15 protein-coding genes are annotated in these 16856 nt (G+C 65.2%); 6 read left to right on the top strand and 9 right to left on the bottom strand.

Annotated elements, in window-relative coordinates; genetic code table 11:
* Positions 1 to 70 precede the first annotated feature (70 nt).
* The 3 genes from FNJ47_RS00720 to FNJ47_RS00710 are packed head-to-tail and all read right to left on the bottom strand — an operon-like array spanning position 71 to position 3288.
* Entirely contained in the window at positions 71 to 1267 is a 1197-nt protein-coding gene (locus tag FNJ47_RS00720) for an acyl-CoA dehydrogenase family protein (protein WP_163149454.1), read from the bottom strand.
* 12 nt (positions 1268 to 1279) lie between these two features.
* The gene (locus FNJ47_RS00715) at positions 1280 to 2425 is read right to left on the bottom strand and encodes an acyl-CoA dehydrogenase family protein (RefSeq protein WP_163149452.1); all 1146 of its coding nucleotides are present in this window, start codon (positions 2423 to 2425) and stop codon (positions 1280 to 1282) included.
* A gap of 8 nt (positions 2426 to 2433) precedes the next feature.
* A complete protein-coding gene (locus FNJ47_RS00710) occupies positions 2434 to 3288 on the bottom strand; it encodes an enoyl-CoA hydratase (protein ID WP_163149450.1) in 855 nt (284 codons plus the stop codon).
* A gap of 158 nt (positions 3289 to 3446) precedes the next feature.
* On the opposite strand from FNJ47_RS00710, the gene FNJ47_RS00705 reads away from it, so the two are divergent.
* The 3 genes from FNJ47_RS00705 to FNJ47_RS00695 are packed head-to-tail and all read left to right on the top strand — an operon-like array spanning position 3447 to position 5478.
* Positions 3447 to 4055: a LemA family protein gene (locus FNJ47_RS00705; RefSeq protein WP_163149448.1), complete on the top strand. Its 609-nt coding sequence runs from the start codon at positions 3447 to 3449 to the stop codon at positions 4053 to 4055.
* Positions 4056 to 4076: 21 nt separating this feature from the next.
* Positions 4077 to 4976 carry a TPM domain-containing protein gene (locus FNJ47_RS00700; RefSeq protein WP_163149446.1) on the top strand — a complete coding sequence of 300 codons (900 nt, stop codon included), beginning with the start codon at positions 4077 to 4079 and terminating at the stop codon, positions 4974 to 4976.
* Between the two features lie 4 nt (positions 4977 to 4980).
* On the top strand, positions 4981 to 5478 hold the full coding sequence (locus FNJ47_RS00695; RefSeq protein ID WP_163149444.1) for a TPM domain-containing protein: 498 nt from the start codon (positions 4981 to 4983) through the stop codon (positions 5476 to 5478).
* 206 nt (positions 5479 to 5684) lie between these two features.
* Here FNJ47_RS00695 and FNJ47_RS00690 read toward each other — a convergent pair whose 3' ends face one another.
* The 4 genes from FNJ47_RS00690 to FNJ47_RS00675 all read right to left on the bottom strand — a co-directional run bounded on the left by FNJ47_RS00690 (position 5685) and on the right by FNJ47_RS00675 (position 9050).
* Entirely contained in the window at positions 5685 to 6299 is a 615-nt protein-coding gene (locus FNJ47_RS00690; protein WP_163149442.1) for a glutathione S-transferase family protein, read from the bottom strand.
* Between the two features lie 132 nt (positions 6300 to 6431).
* On the bottom strand, positions 6432 to 7745 hold the full coding sequence (locus FNJ47_RS00685; RefSeq protein WP_235999257.1) for an MFS transporter: 1314 nt from the start codon (positions 7743 to 7745) through the stop codon (positions 6432 to 6434).
* A 124-nt stretch (positions 7746 to 7869) separates the two neighbouring features.
* Positions 7870 to 8679, bottom strand: a complete 810-nt coding sequence (locus tag FNJ47_RS00680; RefSeq protein WP_163149440.1) for an MBL fold metallo-hydrolase — start codon at positions 8677 to 8679, stop codon at positions 7870 to 7872.
* Entirely contained in the window at positions 8676 to 9050 is a 375-nt protein-coding gene (locus tag FNJ47_RS00675; protein WP_163149438.1) for a Crp/Fnr family transcriptional regulator, read from the bottom strand. Before FNJ47_RS00675 ends, FNJ47_RS00680 begins: the two co-directional genes overlap by 4 nt.
* Before the next feature lie 204 nt (positions 9051 to 9254).
* Between FNJ47_RS00675 and FNJ47_RS00670 the strand changes: the two genes are divergently transcribed.
* From FNJ47_RS00670 to FNJ47_RS49745, 3 genes are all read left to right on the top strand, one after another.
* Positions 9255 to 10325 (top strand): hypothetical protein, encoded by a 1071-nt coding sequence (locus FNJ47_RS00670; RefSeq protein WP_163149436.1) that lies wholly within the window; start codon positions 9255 to 9257, stop codon positions 10323 to 10325.
* 152 nt (positions 10326 to 10477) lie between these two features.
* Positions 10478 to 12025: a hypothetical protein gene (locus FNJ47_RS00665; protein ID WP_163149434.1), complete on the top strand. Its 1548-nt coding sequence runs from the start codon at positions 10478 to 10480 to the stop codon at positions 12023 to 12025.
* Positions 12026 to 12127: 102 nt separating this feature from the next.
* Entirely contained in the window at positions 12128 to 12292 is a 165-nt protein-coding gene (locus FNJ47_RS49745; RefSeq protein WP_165445468.1) for a hypothetical protein, read from the top strand.
* 100 nt (positions 12293 to 12392) lie between these two features.
* Here the strand turns inward: FNJ47_RS49745 and FNJ47_RS00660 are convergent, their stop codons facing one another.
* Both FNJ47_RS00660 and putA read right to left on the bottom strand, forming a co-directional pair.
* Positions 12393 to 13598, bottom strand: a complete 1206-nt coding sequence (locus FNJ47_RS00660; protein WP_163149432.1) for a CaiB/BaiF CoA transferase family protein — start codon at positions 13596 to 13598, stop codon at positions 12393 to 12395.
* A 213-nt stretch (positions 13599 to 13811) separates the two neighbouring features.
* Positions 13812 to 16814, bottom strand: coding sequence for a bifunctional proline dehydrogenase/L-glutamate gamma-semialdehyde dehydrogenase PutA (gene putA, locus FNJ47_RS00655; protein WP_163149430.1), 3003 nt, complete (start codon positions 16812 to 16814; stop codon positions 13812 to 13814).
* Between the last annotated feature and the right edge of the window lie 42 nt (positions 16815 to 16856).

Raw genomic sequence — 16856 nt, 5'->3', positions numbered from 1 at the left:
TGTGCCTCATTGCATGCGGCTTGATGGATTCCGGGCTCATCGCTTCGCGATGCCCCGGAATGACGAGAACTTACAGCCCCAGCACCATCTTCGCGATGATATCGCGCTGGATCTCCGACGAACCGCCGAAGATCGTGTACGCGCGACTGTTGAGATATTCCGGCACCACCGGCAGCAAATCCTCCGGGATGACCGGCTCATGGTTGAGCCGGTAGAGCGGTCGCGCCGGCTCGACGGCAAGCCCGTCCTGGCCGACGACGTCGACGCCGAGCCGCGTCACCGCCTGGCGGATCTCGCTGACGCGCAGTTTGATCAGCGACGACACCGCGCCGGGATTCTGTCCGGTCTGCAGCGCAGACAGCACCCGCAATTCGGTCATCTCGAGTGCGTCGATGTCGACCTCGAGCTCCGACATCCGGATCGCGATGTCGGGGTCCTCGATGGCGCGGCCGGTGATCTCGGAGCCTGCGAGATCGGAGATCGTCTTCAGCGCCTCGCGCAGCTTGGCCGATGCGATGCCGGAGCCGCGCTCGAATTCCAGCAGGTATTTGCCGTAGGTCCAACCCTTGCCTTCCTCGCCGACGCGGTTGGCCACGGGGACGCGAACGTCGTCGAAGAACACCTGGTTGACCTCGTGGTCGCCGCCGATCGTCAGAATCGGCCTCGTCGTGATGCCTGATGTCTTCATGTCGATGAGAATAAAACTGATGCCGTCCTGCTGCCGCTCGCCGTCGCTGGTGCGCACCAGCGCGAACATACGGTTGGCGTGGTGCGCATGCGTCGTCCAGATCTTGGTGCCGTTGATGATGTAGTCGTCGCCGTCGCGCACCGCGCGGGTCTTCAGCGAGGAAAGATCGGAGCCCGAGCCCGGCTCGGAATAGCCCTGGCACCAATAGTCTTCGCCGGAGAGAATCCGCGGCAGATAGAAATTCTTCTGCTCGGGCGAGCCGAAGCCGATGATGACCGGGCCGACCATCTTCACGCCCATGACGTTGACATTGGGCACGCCGGCGCGGGCGCATTCGGCCTCGAAGATCCAGCGTTGCGCCGGCGTCCAGTCGGGCCCGCCATGGTCCACCGGCCAGCCCGGTGCGCCCCAGCCCTTCCTGTGCAGTGCGCGCTGCCAGGCCATGCCGATATCGGGATCGGAGAACACCGACGGCGTCAGCGCGGTGGCGCGCTTCATTTCCGGTGTCAGGCTCTCGGCGATGTAGTCGCGGACTTCCTTTTCGAAGGCGCGCTCCTCGGCACTGAAGGTGAGATCCATATGCGCTCTCCGTTAGGCGTGGGCGCGGCCGCTCAGCGCGGCGTGGCGGCGATAATGATGGGCGCTGCCGCCGAACAGCGTGTCGAAGGCGAGCAGCCGCTTGAAATAGGCGCCGATGTCGAGCTCCTCGGTGACGCCCATGGCGCCGTGCAGCTGCACCGCCTGCTCGGCGACGAAGCGGGCGCATCGGCCGATCTTCGCCTTGGCGCCGGACGCAGCGCGGCTGCGAGCCACCGGCTCGGCATTCGCCATCAGCGCGGCGCGCAGGGCCAATGAGCGCGCCTCGTCGACCTGCATCGCGACGTCGGCGAGCCGATGGCGGATCACCTGGTTGGCCGACAGCGGCCGGCCGAACTGTTTGCGGATTTTGGTGTATTCGAGCGTGGTGTCGAGCAGCGTCTGCATGATGCCGACGGCTTCGGCGCCGAGCGCGGCCATCGCGCGGTCGACCACGGTTTCGATCGCGGGCAGCGCATCCTGGCCGTCGCCGAGCAGGGCATCGGCGGACAATTGCACATCTTTCAGGTCGAGACTGCAGCCGCGCCCGCCACCGAGCCGCGCGTAGTCGCGCAGAGTGAGACCCGCCGTTCCGGCCGGCACCAGGAACAGGGCAAGCTTGCCGGATGCGCCGTTGGCATTGGCAACGCGGGCGGAGACGATGATCTGGCCGGCGGCAGCGCCGTCGAGCACGGTGATCTTGCTGCCGTTCAGCCGCCAGCCGGCGGCGGTCTTGGTTGCGGTGGTGTCGACATGAGCGAGGTCGAAGCGCGCCGCGCGCTCCGAATGCGCAAAGGCGAGCGTAAGCGCGCCCTCGGCCACCTTCGGCAGGATCGCCTGCCGCTGCGCCTCGGTGCCGCATTCGGCGACCAGCGCAGCGCCGATCACGACCGTCGAGAAGAACGGCTCCGATACGAGGCCACGGCCGAATGCTTCCATCAACAGTCCGATCTCGATCGCGCCGCCGCCGAGCCCGCCATGGGCTTCGCTGATCGGCAGCGCCAGCCAGCCGAGCTCGGCGAATTGTTTCCAGATGTCAGGCGAATAGCCCAGCGGATCGTTCGCCGCTTTCTTGCGGTGGTCTGATGTGAAGGTCTCCGCCACGAAGCGGTCGGCACTTTCGCGCAGCAGGCGCTGCTCGTCGCTGAGAGTGAGGTCCATCTGGCTTTCTACACGTTGGCGGTTTTCTTGACGGAGGGATGCAGACCCGCGGGGTCCACCACCATTCCGAATTCCTGAAGGTTGTGGGCGTGGCAGAGCTGATGCAGCGCGAAGGCCTGATCAATTGCCGCAGGCTGCCCCATGATGTCGATCGAGCGGTTCACCGCCTCCTTGGATAGCTTCAGCGCAAAGGCGGGCTTGGCCGCGATCCGCCGTGCCAGCGCCAGCGTGAAGGGCGAGAGATCGCCGCGCGGCACCACATGATTGACCATGCCGAGGCGATGCGCCTCGTCGGCGCTCCACACATCGGCGGTGAACAGCATCTCCTTGGCCTTGCGCGCGCCGAGTTCCCAGGGGTGCACGAACCACTCGACGCCGCAGACGCCCATCGTCACCACGGGGTCGCAGAACTCGGCATCACTGCTCGCGACGATCAGGTCGCAGGCCCAGGCCAGCATCAGCCCGCCGGCGATGCACTTGCCGTGCACTTCCGCGATCGTGGGCTTGGCGAGATTGCGCCAGCGCCGCGTGATCTGCAGGTAGATCTCCTGCTCCCGCGCGAAGCGCCCATGCGCGTTGGGTTCGGCGAAGCCGCCCCAATTTCCGACAGGCGGGAAATCGACGCCTGCCTGGTTCTTGCCCGCGGGCCTGAGATCGTGACCGGCCGAAAAATGCGGTCCGTTGCCGGCGAGGATGATGACCTTGACCGCGTCGTCCTGCACCGCCTGGTCGAAGGCGGTGTTGAGGTCGTAGGTCATCTGCAGGTTCTGGGCGTTGCGGGCCTCGGGGCGGTTCATCACGATCCGCGCGATTGCGGGCTCGGGCCGCTCGACGACAATCGTCTCGAATTGTTCAGACGCCAATGGATCCTCCCGCGATCGATTTTTTCGCCATGATGAACGGCGCAGGGAGGGATAGGCAAGGGCCATCATCCGCAAAATCCGCCGCGAATCCCGCCACGCGGGATTGTCACGCGAAAATCTGTTACTCTGATCGAGAATCCACCGGGAGGACCATCTTCATGCGCAAGCTTTGGACCGTGCTGGCAGCGCTGGCGACCTTGAGCCTGACCAACTGCGGCTACAACGCGATCCAGACCAATGACGAGCAGGTCAAGTCGAGCTGGTCGGAGGTGGTGAACCAGTACCAGCGCCGCGCCGATCTGGTGCCGAACCTGGTCAACTCGGTGAAGGGTTTTGCGCAGCAGGAGAAGGACGTGCTGCTCGGCGTGACCAACGCGCGCGCCAAGGTCGGTAGCATCCAGGCAACGCCCGAGGTGTTGAACGATCCGGCGGCATTCCAGAAGTTCACGCAGGCGCAGGGCGAGCTGACCAGTGCGCTGTCGCGGCTGCTGGTCGTCACCGAAAATTATCCGCAGCTGAAATCGGATGCGCTGTTCCGTGACCTGATGGCACAGCTCGAGGGCACCGAGAACCGCATCACGGTGGCGCGCAACCGTTACATCAAGTCGGTGCAGGACTATAACGTCGGCATCCGCACCTTTCCGAACAATCTGACCGCGATGGTGTTCGGCTACAAGGAGAAGCCCAACTTCACGGTCGACAATGAGAAGGAGATTTCGACCGCGCCGAAGGTCGATTTCAACCCGACCCCGGCGCCGTCGAAATAGCGCCGGCGGGCGCCGATCGCGATGGCAGCCACTCGCGTCATCCTGCTTGCTTTCCTGCTGGGCTTCCTCTGCCCGGCGTGGGCTGACGTCGCGATACCTCAGCTCACCGGTCGCGTCGTCGATCAGACCGGGACGCTATCGACGAGCGACGTCGCGGCGCTGAACGACAGGCTGAAGGATTTGGAAACCCGCAAGGGCAGCCAAATCGCGGTCCTGATCGTACCGACTACGGCTGAGGAGACCATCGAGCAGTTCTCGATCCGCGTCGCCGAGGCCTGGAAGATCGGACGCAAGAAGGTCGACGATGGTGCGCTGCTCGTCGTCGCCAAGAACGATCGGCATCTGCGCATCGAGGTCGGCTACAGCCTCGAAGGCGTGCTGAGCGACGTCGTCACGCACCGTATCATCGACGAGGACATCACGCCGAAGTTCAAGGCCGGTGATTTCGCCGGCGGCATCTCGGCCGGCGTCGACCGGATGATCCGCCTGGTCAATGGCGAGCAATTGCCGGCGCCGGAGCCCGAGCATTGGCAGGCGCCCAATCTCGTCGACTTTGCCAATCCGGTCGTGATCTTTGGCGTCATCATCGTGGCCGGCTTCCTGCGCGGCCTGCTGGGACGGCTGTTGGGCTCGGCCGCGACCGGCGGCATCGTCGGCGTCTTCACCTGGATGCTGGCCGGTTCGCTCGCCACCGCGCTGGTGGTCGGGCTGTTCGCTGGTGTTGCGGCGCTGATCTTCGGCGGATTGAATTTTGGTGGCCCGGCGGCCGGCTCGGGGCCGTACCGGCGCGGCGGCGGCTATTCCGGGGGCTGGTCCGGTGGCGGCGGGGGCTGGAGCAGTGGTTCGAGTTCGAGCGACGGCGGCGGCTTCAGCGGCGGAGGCGGCAGCTTCGGCGGCGGCGGTGCCTCGGGGAGCTGGTAGGCATATGGGCATCAAGCGTATCGGCAAGCATCTGCTCGAACATCGTTGGCGCGTGCGGCGCGAGTTTCCGCCGCGCGTGCTCGATGCCATCGAGCAGGCGATCAAGGCCGGCGAGGCGACCCATTCCGGCCAGATCCGCTTCGTCGTCGAAGGAGCGCTCGACGGTGTGCCGCTGTTCCGCGACCAGCCGGCGCGCGAACGGGCGCTCGACGTGTTCTCGCACTTGCGGATCTGGGACACCCATCACAACAATGGCGTTCTGATCTATCTCCTGCTTGCCGACCGCGATGTCGAGATCGTCGCCGATCGCGGCATCGACGCCAAGGTCGGCCGCGCCGGCTGGGAGGCGATCTGCCGCGCGATGGAGACCGATTTTCGGGCCGGCCGGTTCGAGCAGGGCGTGATCAAGGGCATCGCCGCGGTGTCGCGGGAGCTAGCGAAGTATTTTCCGCATGCGGAGGGCGGCCCGAACGAGCTACCGGACAAGCCGGTGGTGATCTGAGGGAGCCGTCAGCCGACCGCGCCAGCGATTTCTGAATAATAGAATAGTGCCACTGATTTGCCCGACATGTCAAGCAGCCCGTGTCGAATGCCGCCACGCCGCCGGCTACTTTGCATGGGGTTGTTTTCGATATTTTTGCAGTGCGCCCCTGCGGAGGCAGGCTATATGCGATAGCCCTGCCTCTCAGGGGAGGTGAGGCTTGAGCCTTACGCCCTCACCGATGGCCGCGCAGCGACGCGGTTGAACCAGGCAACGATGTTGGCGTTCGACTGGTCCAGCGGCTGGCCGACCTGGTTGCCGAAATCGATCCAGCAATACAGCAGCGTGTCGGCGAGGGTGAAGCGCTGCCCGCAGATGTAGTCGCGGCCGTCGGCCATCTGCTCGTTGAGCCATTTGATGCGGTTGGCGGCGATCATCTTGAGCCCCGGCGAGGCTTCGGGTGCCACGGGAATCCGCTTCTCGAAGAATTTCAGCGCCTCGCCGAAGCGGTAGCCGTTGGCGAGCGGCTCGGCGATGTTGAGATCGACGCGGCGCGTCCACATCCGGCATTCCGCGCGTTCTTCCGGCGTGGCGCCGATCATCGCAGGCGAGGGGTGCTTCTCCTCGAGATACTCGCAGATCGCCGTGATCTCCGAGAGGTAGTTACCGCAGTCGAGCTCCAGCGCCGGCATCTGGCCGTGCGGGTTGCGCTTCAGATGCGCTTCCTCGCGGTTCTCGCCCTTGCGCAGGTCGACGGTCTCCTTCGGGATCTCGATGCCCTTCTCGGCCATGAACATCCGCACGATGCGCGGATTGGGTCCGATCGAGTCGTAAAGCTTCATGTCCTCGCTCCCTGTTCTTCAGCGTTATTCTTGCCGTTGTTGAACAGGCCACGCGCGGATTTGTCAAATGCAGCGCCGCATGTACGGTCGTCGCGACGACCGTATGGCCACCATGCTGTTTGCCGATGGAGCTTATTGCGCCGGTTGAGTTGCGACTGCCGGCATAGCCGGCCGCCCGCGATAGACCGAAAGACCGATGAGACCGACGGCCGCGGCGAACAGGATGTAGTAGACCGGAGCAGCCTTGTCGCCGGTCATCTGCACCAGCCAGGTGTTGATGAACGGCGCCAGCCCACCGAACAGCATCACGGCGAGATTGTACATCAGCGATGCTCCGGTGGAGCGCACGCCGACGGGGAATATCTCGGTCATGAAGGCCGGCATCGGCCCGGCCAGCGCTCCGAGCAGGACTGCGACGATCTGCAATTGCCAGAGGTTCGCCGTGGTTGGCGCGGCGACGAGCCGTTGCAAGATCACATAGAACAGCAAGCTGTAGATGATCAGCGCCGGAACCAGGACCGCGCGGCGGCCGATCCGGTCGGAGAGGGCGCCGCAGGCCACGGCCACCACTGCATTGACGAGGCTGACGACGAGCAGGCCGAGCTGCGCGTTCAGGATCGGTAGCTTCAGCTCGGCGACCGCATAGGTCGGCAGAAAGATCGCATTGACATAGTTGATCGCCGTACCGGCCGCGATCAGGCAGAACGAGGCAATCAACTCGCGCGGATATTCGGAGAACAATTGGCCGAGCGTGGTCTGCCTGCTCGGCTGCGCCGTTGCGGCCTTCTCGGCGAGATACGCCTTGAATTCGGGCGACTCGTCGCACTTTTGGCGCAGGTACCATCCGGTCGGTCCGATCAGAATGCCGAGGATGAACGGCACGCGCCAACCCCAGCTCGCGAAGGCGTCCGCCGACAGGCCGAGATTGAGACCGATCGCCATCGCGGCACCGAGACCGAACGCCAACGATTGCGACACCATCTGGAACGAGCCGTACAAGCCACGCCGGCCGGGCGGCGCGAATTCGATCAGCATCGCGCTGGCGCTGCCGAACTCGCCGCCGGCGGAAAAGCCCTGGATCAGCCGCGCCAGCAGCAACAACAGCGGCGCCGCGATTCCAATCGCGCCATAGGTCGGCAGGACGCCGAGCAGGCCGGTGCCGGCCGCCATCAGCGATATCATGACGACCAGCGCTTTCTTGCGGCCGTGCTTGTCGGAATAGAGCCCGAACACCAGGCCACCCAGCGGCCGGGCTGCAAAGGCAATCCCGAATGTCGCGAAGGTCAGCAGCAGCGAGGAATGCGGATTGTCCGCCGGAAAGAACAGCTTGCTCAGGATGCCGGCGAACAGGCCGAAGACGGTGAAGTCGAACCATTCAAGCGCATTGCCGATCGTGGAGGAGATCACCACCCGGCGGCGCATCTGCGCCATCGTGTCAACCTGCATTCGCTTCGTCTCCCCGCTGTCGGCAACGGCCTGCATCGCCGAGCCCGTGATTTTTATCGTTGTGAGCCGATCCTAGTGCAAAGTCATGCCAGGCCACAACGGGCGGCATCGGCTGGGCCGAGCCTCAATCGTCGAGCTTGTTGAGGTCACGCACCGACTGCATGATCGGCTCGAAATTCGAGCGCGCGTCGAGTGCATCGAACAGCTGCGCGGTGTCCTCGAGCAGGGCATGCGAGCGTTGCAGCGCGATCCGCACGTCGTCGTGCGGCGTGTCGGACAGCCGGCCATGACCCGACAGCAGGATCTTCGAATCGAGCCCCTTCAGCCGTTCCAGCGACTGAATGTAGTCGGCAATCGAGCCTGAGCCGAACACGCCGCCCATCACGCCGCCGGGCATCAGCGTGTCGGCCGCGAACAACAGGCCCTTGTCCTGGTCGAACAGCGTGATGCAGGCCGAGGTATGGCCCGGCGTGTACATGACGTTGAGGCGGAAATTGCCGAGGTCGATCAGATTGCCTTCCTCGAGCCAGATGTCGACGTCGATCGGCACGTTGGGCTCGTTGAACATCTTGCGCAGCATCGAGAAGTCGTCGCGCAGCATGATCTTGTTGGCGGCAAGCCGGTGCGCGGCGATATAGGCTGAGCCGTGGAAATGATAGGCCGCGCCGATGTGATCGAGATGCTCGTGGCTCAGCACCACCATGTCGATCGCATCGGGCGTTATGCCGAGATGGTTGAGGCAGGCGACCAGCGACGGATAATTGCTCGACAGCCCGACGTCGATCATGATGGTGCGCTTGCTGCCGCGCACGAGATAGGCGTTCGCGGCGCGGTTCTTGAAACGGATCTGGTAGACGTCGTCGGCCGCCTGGATCAGCGTCGCGACGTCGGCGTCGAACAACGTCTTGAACGGGCTCGGCTTGCGTTCGCTCATGGTGCGGCTGCCGCTCGGTAAGTGACGGCGTTGGACGCGCGCAGGCGTTTCGAGAGCGCATCCATCACCATCAGGGCGAAGGCCGGCTGCTGGCTGACGAGATAGACGAAGCGGGCGTGGTTGATCCGCATCACCCGCGTCGCAGGTGCGGAGGCAATGGCGGTTGCCGAGCGCGCCGAGCCGTCGATCACCGCCATCTCGCCGAAGAACTCGCCCTTGCCGAGGCTGACGATGATCGTCTTGTTGCCGCCATCGATCTTGACGATGTCGACCTTGCCGTCGAGCACGACAAATAACTCGCGGCCGGTCGAGCCTTCCTCAAAAATGACGTCATCGACACCAAATTCATTGATGCATTTCTCGATCGTCATGGTGCTCCCCTGCCTTCTGGCTGGAAGATCATGGCATGTTAATCGGGAAAGCGGCTCGCGCAAACGGAGCTGACGCAGATTGCCGCAGGGCAACATCGCCCAAATCCGGCCCGGAAAACTCCCTAAAATTTAGGTAATGGCGGAGCGGGGTAACCATTTCGCAAGCAATAAAAGTTACCGAATTGTCAACCCAGTCTGGAGACTTTGAACGTGAGTGAGCAGCAGAGCGAGCCGGTCAGCGGTCAAACCGGTGCCGGAATGGCGGCGAAGAGCGAGCCCGTGATGGCCGCGGCCGATGTCGAGGCTGTCAGGCTCGCGCCCGAGCAGGAAGCGACGTCGCCGAAGGCGGATGCGCCCGGGATCGACGCGTCGAAGGCCGAAGCCCCCAAGGTTGAGCCGTCCCGGCTTGATCCCATGATCGAGGCCAGGATCGATGCCAAGCTCGACGCCAAGATCGATCCGACCAACATGGACGTGCCCAAGGTCGAGACCGGCAAGCGAGAAGAGCCGCGTTTCCCGGGCAAGTTGATGATCATGGCGCCCGGTGACCGGACCTGGGACCATGAGGCGAGCACGTCCAGGCCGGGCGCCGAACAGGCCGGCAAGACCGCAGGCAAGCCGGCGGGCACCCGCCGGTTCGGAGCGATGGCCGCGGTGATTGCGTTGGCGACCGTCGCTGGCGCCATTGGTGGCGCGCTCACGACCGCCGGGCTCGGCCATCTCGCCGCTCCCGCCGCGGCCTCCGTCAGGGATGTGGCTGCCAAGGACGCCGCCGCCAACAAGGAGGCGGTCGATGCTGCGCTCGCCCGGGTCGAGTCCGAGTTCGCAGCGCTGAAGGCCAGCGTGGAGCAGACCGCGAAGGCCGGCCAAGCCCAGTTCAGCAAGGCCAGCGACCGGATCGAGAAGGTCGAGAAGGCCCAGGCCGAGCCGATCGCCAAACTCAACAAGCTCAGCGAGACCGTGGACAAGCTGCGTGCCCCGCAGACGACCGTCGCCGCGGCGACGCCCGCCCGCGAGGTCACGGGCTCGCTCCCGCCGGCGACTGCCGCGGCTGCACCGGCCGCCCCCAGGCCTGAGGTTGGCCGCATGCCGGTGGTTGATGGCTGGGCACTGCGCGACGTCGGCAATGGTGGCGCACTGATCGAGGGCCGTGGCGGCATCTACGAGGTCTATGCCGGCGATCCCGTCCCCGGCCTTGGCCGCGTCGACGCCATCCGCAAGCAGGACGGCCGTTGGGTGGTCGTCACCAGCAAGGGCCTGATCGTTTCGCGTTAGAGTATTTTGGACGCGTTTTCTTCACGCGAACCGGCGTCCACTTCGCTCGAAAACGCTATGTTCGCCGAAACACGACAACACCAAGGCGCTTCACCGCGATGTGAAGCGCCTTTTTTCTTGAATAGGGTTTGCCACGCGGTGTTAGTGGGAGCATGAGCCGTGCGCTGAAATGCCTCCTGATGATGTCCGTCCTGTTCTGCGGCGCCGTGTCTGCACGTGCCGCGGAGGATCGCGCACTCGAGCGCGGTGCTGCGGTGATCGATCCCGCGATCCTGCGCGAGCTAGATCATGGCCGCTTCGGGCTGGGACGGATGCTTGCGCCGGAACGCTCCGCCGATGCGCCGCTGTCCAACCGCGAGCTGTTCACGTTGCCGGCGATGGTGCCGGTGCGCGCGGCGCTCGATCGCGAATTCGATCGCTATGTCACAAAGCATCATGCAAGCCTGCCGAACGAGAGCATCGGCGTCGGCGACGGCTTTGCGTTTCAGCTGTTCGATCGCGCGCTGTTCGAATCCCCCGACGTTCGCTTGGTGCTCGCCGGCATCGTCAACCGCATGGACCGAGCCTATGTGGCGCCGAAAGACTGCGGCGAGATCCGGCTGATCTACCGGTTGACCCGCACCGATGTGCCGCTGATCGGCGAGAGCGCGGTGTCGCAGCGGCTGCCGATGACGCTGAACCTGGTGCTGAAGGCGAAGGGCGACGGCAGCGACCCGTCGCTCACCTGTCGCGAGCTCGCGCGGCGCTGGCTCGCGACCGGCAGTGCACCGCCGACGATGGACAAGCTGTTCGGCAAGGACGGGCCGCTCGACCTGATAGATTCGCGGAACATCGATCGCATCGAGACCAATCTGCAGATCGCCCACGCGCCGAAATCCACGGTGCGCGACTTCCGCACCGACTATCTGCTGAAAGTGTTCGACTACGACGGCGCAGCGAAACGCTTTGCTGAAGCGCCGCTGGAGAACCAGATCGATCGCGATCGTATTCTCGCCGACGAGGGGCTGAAGCGCGACTTCAAGGCGTGGCTGCTCGATCCCAGGCATTTTGCGGAGCTCGATCGCGGCACCTTGCTGATCCCCGATCGTTTCCTCGCAACATCGGCGGTTGCGCCGACGCCGATCGGTTTTGATGTCAGCGACCTCGAGCCCGAATTCGGCCTGGTGCAGGGCGAGGGGGCGGCCGGCAACGCGGTGTTCTCGGGTGACGATGTCGTCGGTGCCTTGCAGAAGGCTGCGGCTGACGGAACCAAGCTGCAGAACATCCAGTCGCTGGCCGGCTTCGAGCGCCGGCTCAACGACGTCACCTGCGCCGGCTGTCACCAGACCCGCGGCATCGGCGGTTTTCATTTTCCCGGCGTCGACTGGATGGCGGCCAAGCCGTCGAACTCGACCGTGGTGCCGGCCTCGCCGCATTTCTTCGGCGACCAGCCTCGCCGCCGCGACATCCTTGCCAGCTTCCGCGACGGCAAGGCGCCGGACTTTTCACGCGGCTTCTCCAACCGGCCGCAATCGCGCGGCAGCGCCGAGCTCGCCGGCACCGAATACAGCGACGGCTGGGGCGCGCATTGCTATCTGCCGGGCGCGAGGCCGGCCGAGACCGACCGCAGCTTCCGCGGCTGGACTTGCGCCGAGGGGCTCGCTTGCGAGGTTGCGGGGAAAACCTCGCGCTTGGGGATGTGCTTCGTGAAGGGCCGGTAATTCAGCAGGAACCGAAGCGGCTGCGCGTCATTATTTGATGCTACATTCCGCTTCGCGACGACGACCTGAACAACCCAAGCCCTTGGGCGGAGAACCCGACCGATGAGCGCTCCCGAGCAGGACAAGCAGCGCAACCGCGAGATCGCGGCCAACGAGGCCGAACGTCAGGCGGCCAGCGCCGTCCGCGTCAGCAGTTGGGCGATCGGGCTTGCGGTCGTCATCGGCGTCATCGTTGTGGCCATGGTCTGGGCCTGGATCAAGCGCTGAGCCACCATAGCGTCTTCAAACGAAGTGGGCATAGGCTCGCGTAACGCCGCCCTCTCCCCGCAAGCGCGGGGCGAGGGTGAAGAGACAGCGTCAGCTCGGGCTACGCCACCGCGCCGGACGCGCGCAGCTTCTGGATCGTGGCCTCGTCGTAGCCGGCCTGGCGCAGGATCTCGTCGGAGTGCTCGCCGACCTCGGGCGGCTTGCGCGGCTGCACCTTCTTGGCGCCGTCGATGAAGATCGGGCTGTTGACGGTCAGCATGGTATCGTTCTCGAAGCGCACCAGCACTTCGTTCTCGATCATCTGCTTGTCGTTCGGGATGTCGTCGAGGATGCCGACGACGCCGAACACCAGGCCATTGCCGTCGAGGATCTTGCGCCATTCGGCAAGGTCCTTGCCGGCGAACACCTCGTCGAAGATCTTGATCAACTCGACCGAGCGCGCATGGCGGTCCGCCTTGGTGGCGAAGCGGGCATCGGCGACCAGATCCTCGCGCCCCATGCAGCGCGCCAAGGTCGGCCATTGCCGGTCTTCGTTGAGCAGCGACAGGATCAGCCAGCGGCCGTCCTTGCACTTGTAGTGGTTGGTGACGGCGTTGAGCGCCTCTTCGCGCGGCTTGCGTTTCTTGAACTTGGCGCCGGCGAGCTTGGCTTGCGCCAGCACGCCGTTGGCCCAGACGCCGTTGGCCATCAGATTGGTCGAGACGTGCGAGCCCTTGCCGGTCTTCTCGCGCTGGAACAGCGCGGTGACGATCGCGCCGTAGAAGGCCATCGCGCAGGGGTGGTCGCCCATGCCGGCGACCGAACGGGCCGGCGTGGTGTCCTCGTCGGCACGCACCAGATCCATCAGGCCGGAGCGGGCCCAATAGGCGTTGGAGTCGAAGCCGGGCTTGTTGGCCTCTTCGCCCTTCTCGCCATAGCCGGTGAATGACGCGTAGATCAGCCGGTCGTTGAGATGGGCGAGATGATCGTGGGTGATGCCGAGTTTTGCGCGCACCTGCGGCGGCATGTTGGTGATGAACACGTCGGCCTCGGCGACGAGCTTGTAGAGCACCTCGCGTGCCTCCGGCTTGGTGAGGTCGAGCGCGAGGCTCTTCTTGTTGCGGGCCTCCAGCATCCACGCGAAATTGTGTTCGCTCGCGGGATAGCCGGGCAGGTTGGGCAGGTTGCGGTAGGGGTCACCGGCGCCGGGCGGCTCGATCTTGATGACGTCGGCGCCGAAGTCGGACAGCACGGTGGCGGCCGCGGGCGCCGCGATGAAGCTCGCGCAGTCCAGGACCTTGAGCCCGTCAAAAATGCCTTTTTCCATCGTGCCGTCGCTCCCGTGGCGCTTGTTGGTGTTTTTCCGGTAGCTGGAATTATCGCGTGCGATGATCCCGATCGGACCGCCATTTGACCCATCTCGGAGGCACGATGCAACGGGTTGTTGAGGCGTCATTGCGAGCGAAGCGAAGCAATCCATACCTCGGCGCGGGGATAGATGGATTGCTTCGTCGCTTCGCTCCTCGCAATGACGGTAGACCTACTCCACCCCCGCCATCAGCGCTGCATTGCCGCCGGCAGCAGCGGTGTTGATCGTGATCGTCTGCTCGGTGGCGAAGCGCGTCAGGTAATGCGGGCCGCCGGCCTTGGGACCGGTACCGGACAGGCCGCTGCCGCCGAACGGCTGCACGCCGACGACTGCGCCGATCATGTTGCGGTTGACATAGATGTTGCCGACCTGGAGGCGGTCGATCACGTGTTCGATGGTGTCGTCGATGCGGGAATGGATGCCGAGCGTCAGCCCGAAACCGGTCGCCTCGATCGCAGCCAGCACATCGCCGAGCCGCTCCGCCCGGTAGCGCACGACATGCAGGATCGGGCCGAACACCTCCTCGGTGAGCTGGCTTGCCGCCGACAGTTCGAAGATGTGCGGCGCAACGAAATTGCCTGCCGGCGCCTCGGCGGCGAGATGCACCCGCGCTTCCTGCTTCATCCGCGCGATATGCGCGTCCAGCCGCTGCTTGGCCTCGGCATCGATCACCGGTCCGATTTGCGTCGATGGCTCGGAGGGATCGCCGATCTTCAATTCGCGCGCGGCGCCCGCGATCATCTCGATCATGCGGTCGGCGACGTCGTCCTGGACGAACAGCAGACGCAACGCCGAGCAGCGCTGGCCGGCGGAGCGGAACGCTGAAGTGACGACATCATCGGCGACCTGCTCCGGCAGCGCGGTGGCATCGACGACCATCGCATTGATGCCGCCGGTCTCGGCGATCAGCGGCACGATCGGGCCATCCTTGGCCGCCAGCGTCCGGTGGATCGAGCGCGCCACTTCCGTGGATCCGGTGAAGACCACGCCGGCGATGGCGGGATGGCTGACCAACGCGGCGCCGACCGCGCCGTCGCCCTGCACCAGATGCAGGGCCGTTTCAGGCACGCCGGCTTGATGTAGCAGGACGATAGCCTCGGCTGCGATCCGCGGCGTCAGCTCGGCCGGCTTTGCGATCACTGCATTGCCGGCCATCAGCGCCGCCGTGATTTGGCCGAGAAAAATTGCGAGCGGGAAATTCCACGGCGAGATCGCGACGAACGCGCCGCGGCCGCGCAATTCAAGCACGTTGCTTTCGCCGGTCGGCCCCGGCATCGTTTCGCCCTTGCCGAACAGCTGTTGGCCGAGCGCTGCATAGTAGCGGCAGAAATCGATCGCTTCGCGCACCTCGGAGAGTGCGTCGTCGAGCGTCTTGCCGCCCTCGCTTTGCAGCAGAGCGAGGAAATGCGCGCGGCGCTGCTCCAGCAGATCGGCGGCCTTGTCGAGGATCGCCGCACGTTGTGCGGCCGGCGTGCCGTTCCAGGCCTTGAAGCCACGCTGCGCAGCCGTGATGACGGCATTCGTCTGCTCGGCGGTGGACGTGTTGATCGCAGGCGAGGCCTTGCGCTCGGCCGCGATCGCCGACGTCAACGTTTGGAGCGCCTTTCGTTCGCCGAGCTCGACGCCGTGCGAATTCTCCCGCTGCGGCCGATAGAGATCGACCGGCAACGGAATTCCGGAGTGCGCGGCATTGTTGTCAGCTCCGATGATCTCGGCCGGGCGGCGCAACAGGTCGACGATGGATACACGGTTGTCCGCGGCCAGCGCCACGAAGGACGAGTTGGCGCCGTTCTCGAGCAGGCGCCGCACCAGATAGGCGAGCAGATCGCGATGGCTGCCGACCGGCGCATAGGTGCGGTGGGCGATTTCGGGCCTGTCCTCGCCGAGCTGCGCGTAGAGCGCCTCGCCCATGCCGTGCAGCCGCTGGAATTCGAAGCTCGTTGGGTCATCCGCGAGTTCGAGGATGGTCGCGACCGTCAGCGCGTTGTGGGTGGCGAATTGCGGAAACAGCCGCGGCCGCAACGCCAGCAGTTTTCGCGCGCAGGCGACATAGTTCAAATCGGTCATCGCCTTGCGAGTGAACACCGGATAGCCGTCGAGCCCGCGCTCCTGCGCGCGCTTGATCTCGGTGTCCCAATAGGCGCCCTTGACCAGGCGCACCATCATCCTGCGGTCGAGCGCGCGCGTGAGTGCATCGATGTAGTCGATCACGTCGGCGGCGCGCTTCTGATAGGCCTGGATCGCGAGGCCAAAGCCGCTCCAGCCGGCGAGCGACGGGTCGGCGAATGCGACGGCGATCACGTCGAGCGACAGCTCCAACCGGTCGGCCTCCTCGGCATCGACGGTGAAGTTGAGGTCGAACGCCTTGGCGCGGCGCGCGAGGTCGATCAGCTGCGGCACCAATTCGGTCATGACTCGCGCATGGCTCACCGCCTCGAAACGCGGATGCAGTGCGGAGAGCTTCACCGAGATGCCGGGCCGGTCGGGCAGGGCCTGATCGCCGGCCGCCTTGCCGATCGCCTCGATCGCGCGGGCGTAGGATTCGAAATAGCGATGGGCGTCGTCGGCTGTGCGCGCGCCTTCGCCGAGCATGTCGAAGGAATAGCGCGAGCCGCGCGCCGTGTGCGATTGCGCACGTGACAGCGCCGCCTCGATGGTCTCGCCGAGCACGAAATGGCTGCCCATCAGCCGCATCGCCTGCCGTGTCGCGGCGCGCACCGCCGGTGCACCGAGCCGCTTGGTCAGCCGACCTATCGTTCCCTGCGGTGTTTCACCGGGCTGGATCACCCGCGCGGACATGCCGAGCGCCCAGGCCGAGGCGTTGACCAGGAACGCGCTGGATTTGGTCTCGTGGTTGACGAAGTCGCCCTGGCCGAGCTTGTCCTCGATGAACTGGTCGGCGGTGCGTGCATCAGGCACCCGCAGCAGTGCCTCCGCCAGCACCATCAGCGCCAGCCCCTCCTTGGTCGACAGCGCGAACTCCCGGAGCATGTCCTCGACCCCGCCGAGCGGATCGTCGTTCGCCCGGATCGCCTCGATCAGGCGCGTCGCGCTGCGATCGATCCGGGCCTCCGCTTCCGCGCCAAGCCTCGCGTCATGGCGCAGGCGGCCGGCGATCGCTGTGTCATCGGGTGCGTAGGGCGCGCTGAACGGCGGCGGGAGCGGGTCTGGCATGGGCGGTTCCTTAGGCAGCATTGCACGGGAACTCCTACGCGC

Origin of the sequence: Bradyrhizobium uaiense (assembly GCF_010811875.1) — a bacterium.
In the GTDB taxonomy this organism is placed as follows: domain Bacteria; phylum Pseudomonadota; class Alphaproteobacteria; order Rhizobiales; family Xanthobacteraceae; genus Bradyrhizobium; species Bradyrhizobium uaiense.
This window is presented reverse-complemented; position numbering and strand designations above follow the sequence as displayed.

What these genes read in the sequence shown, in the direction of transcription:
- FNJ47_RS00715 (WP_163149452.1), bottom strand. Translation starts at nt 2,425, where the DNA reads ATGGACCTCACTCTCAGCGACGAGCAGCGCCTGCTGCGCGAAAGTGCC.
- FNJ47_RS00690 (WP_163149442.1), bottom strand. Translation starts at nt 6,299, where the DNA reads ATGAAGCTTTACGACTCGATCGGACCCAATCCGCGCATCGTGCGGATG.
- FNJ47_RS00700 (WP_163149446.1), top strand. Translation starts at nt 4,077, where the DNA reads ATGGCAGCCACTCGCGTCATCCTGCTTGCTTTCCTGCTGGGCTTCCTC.
- FNJ47_RS00705 (WP_163149448.1), top strand. Translation starts at nt 3,447, where the DNA reads ATGCGCAAGCTTTGGACCGTGCTGGCAGCGCTGGCGACCTTGAGCCTG.
- FNJ47_RS49745 (WP_165445468.1), top strand. Translation starts at nt 12,128, where the DNA reads ATGAGCGCTCCCGAGCAGGACAAGCAGCGCAACCGCGAGATCGCGGCC.
- FNJ47_RS00685 (WP_235999257.1), bottom strand. Translation starts at nt 7,745, where the DNA reads ATGCAGGTTGACACGATGGCGCAGATGCGCCGCCGGGTGGTGATCTCC.
- putA (WP_163149430.1), bottom strand. Translation starts at nt 16,814, where the DNA reads ATGCCAGACCCGCTCCCGCCGCCGTTCAGCGCGCCCTACGCACCCGAT.
- FNJ47_RS00660 (WP_163149432.1), bottom strand. Translation starts at nt 13,598, where the DNA reads ATGGAAAAAGGCATTTTTGACGGGCTCAAGGTCCTGGACTGCGCGAGC.
- FNJ47_RS00665 (WP_163149434.1), top strand. Translation starts at nt 10,478, where the DNA reads ATGAGCCGTGCGCTGAAATGCCTCCTGATGATGTCCGTCCTGTTCTGC.
- FNJ47_RS00720 (WP_163149454.1), bottom strand. Translation starts at nt 1,267, where the DNA reads ATGGATCTCACCTTCAGTGCCGAGGAGCGCGCCTTCGAAAAGGAAGTC.
- FNJ47_RS00680 (WP_163149440.1), bottom strand. Translation starts at nt 8,679, where the DNA reads ATGAGCGAACGCAAGCCGAGCCCGTTCAAGACGTTGTTCGACGCCGAC.
- FNJ47_RS00695 (WP_163149444.1), top strand. Translation starts at nt 4,981, where the DNA reads ATGGGCATCAAGCGTATCGGCAAGCATCTGCTCGAACATCGTTGGCGC.
- FNJ47_RS00675 (WP_163149438.1), bottom strand. Translation starts at nt 9,050, where the DNA reads ATGACGATCGAGAAATGCATCAATGAATTTGGTGTCGATGACGTCATT.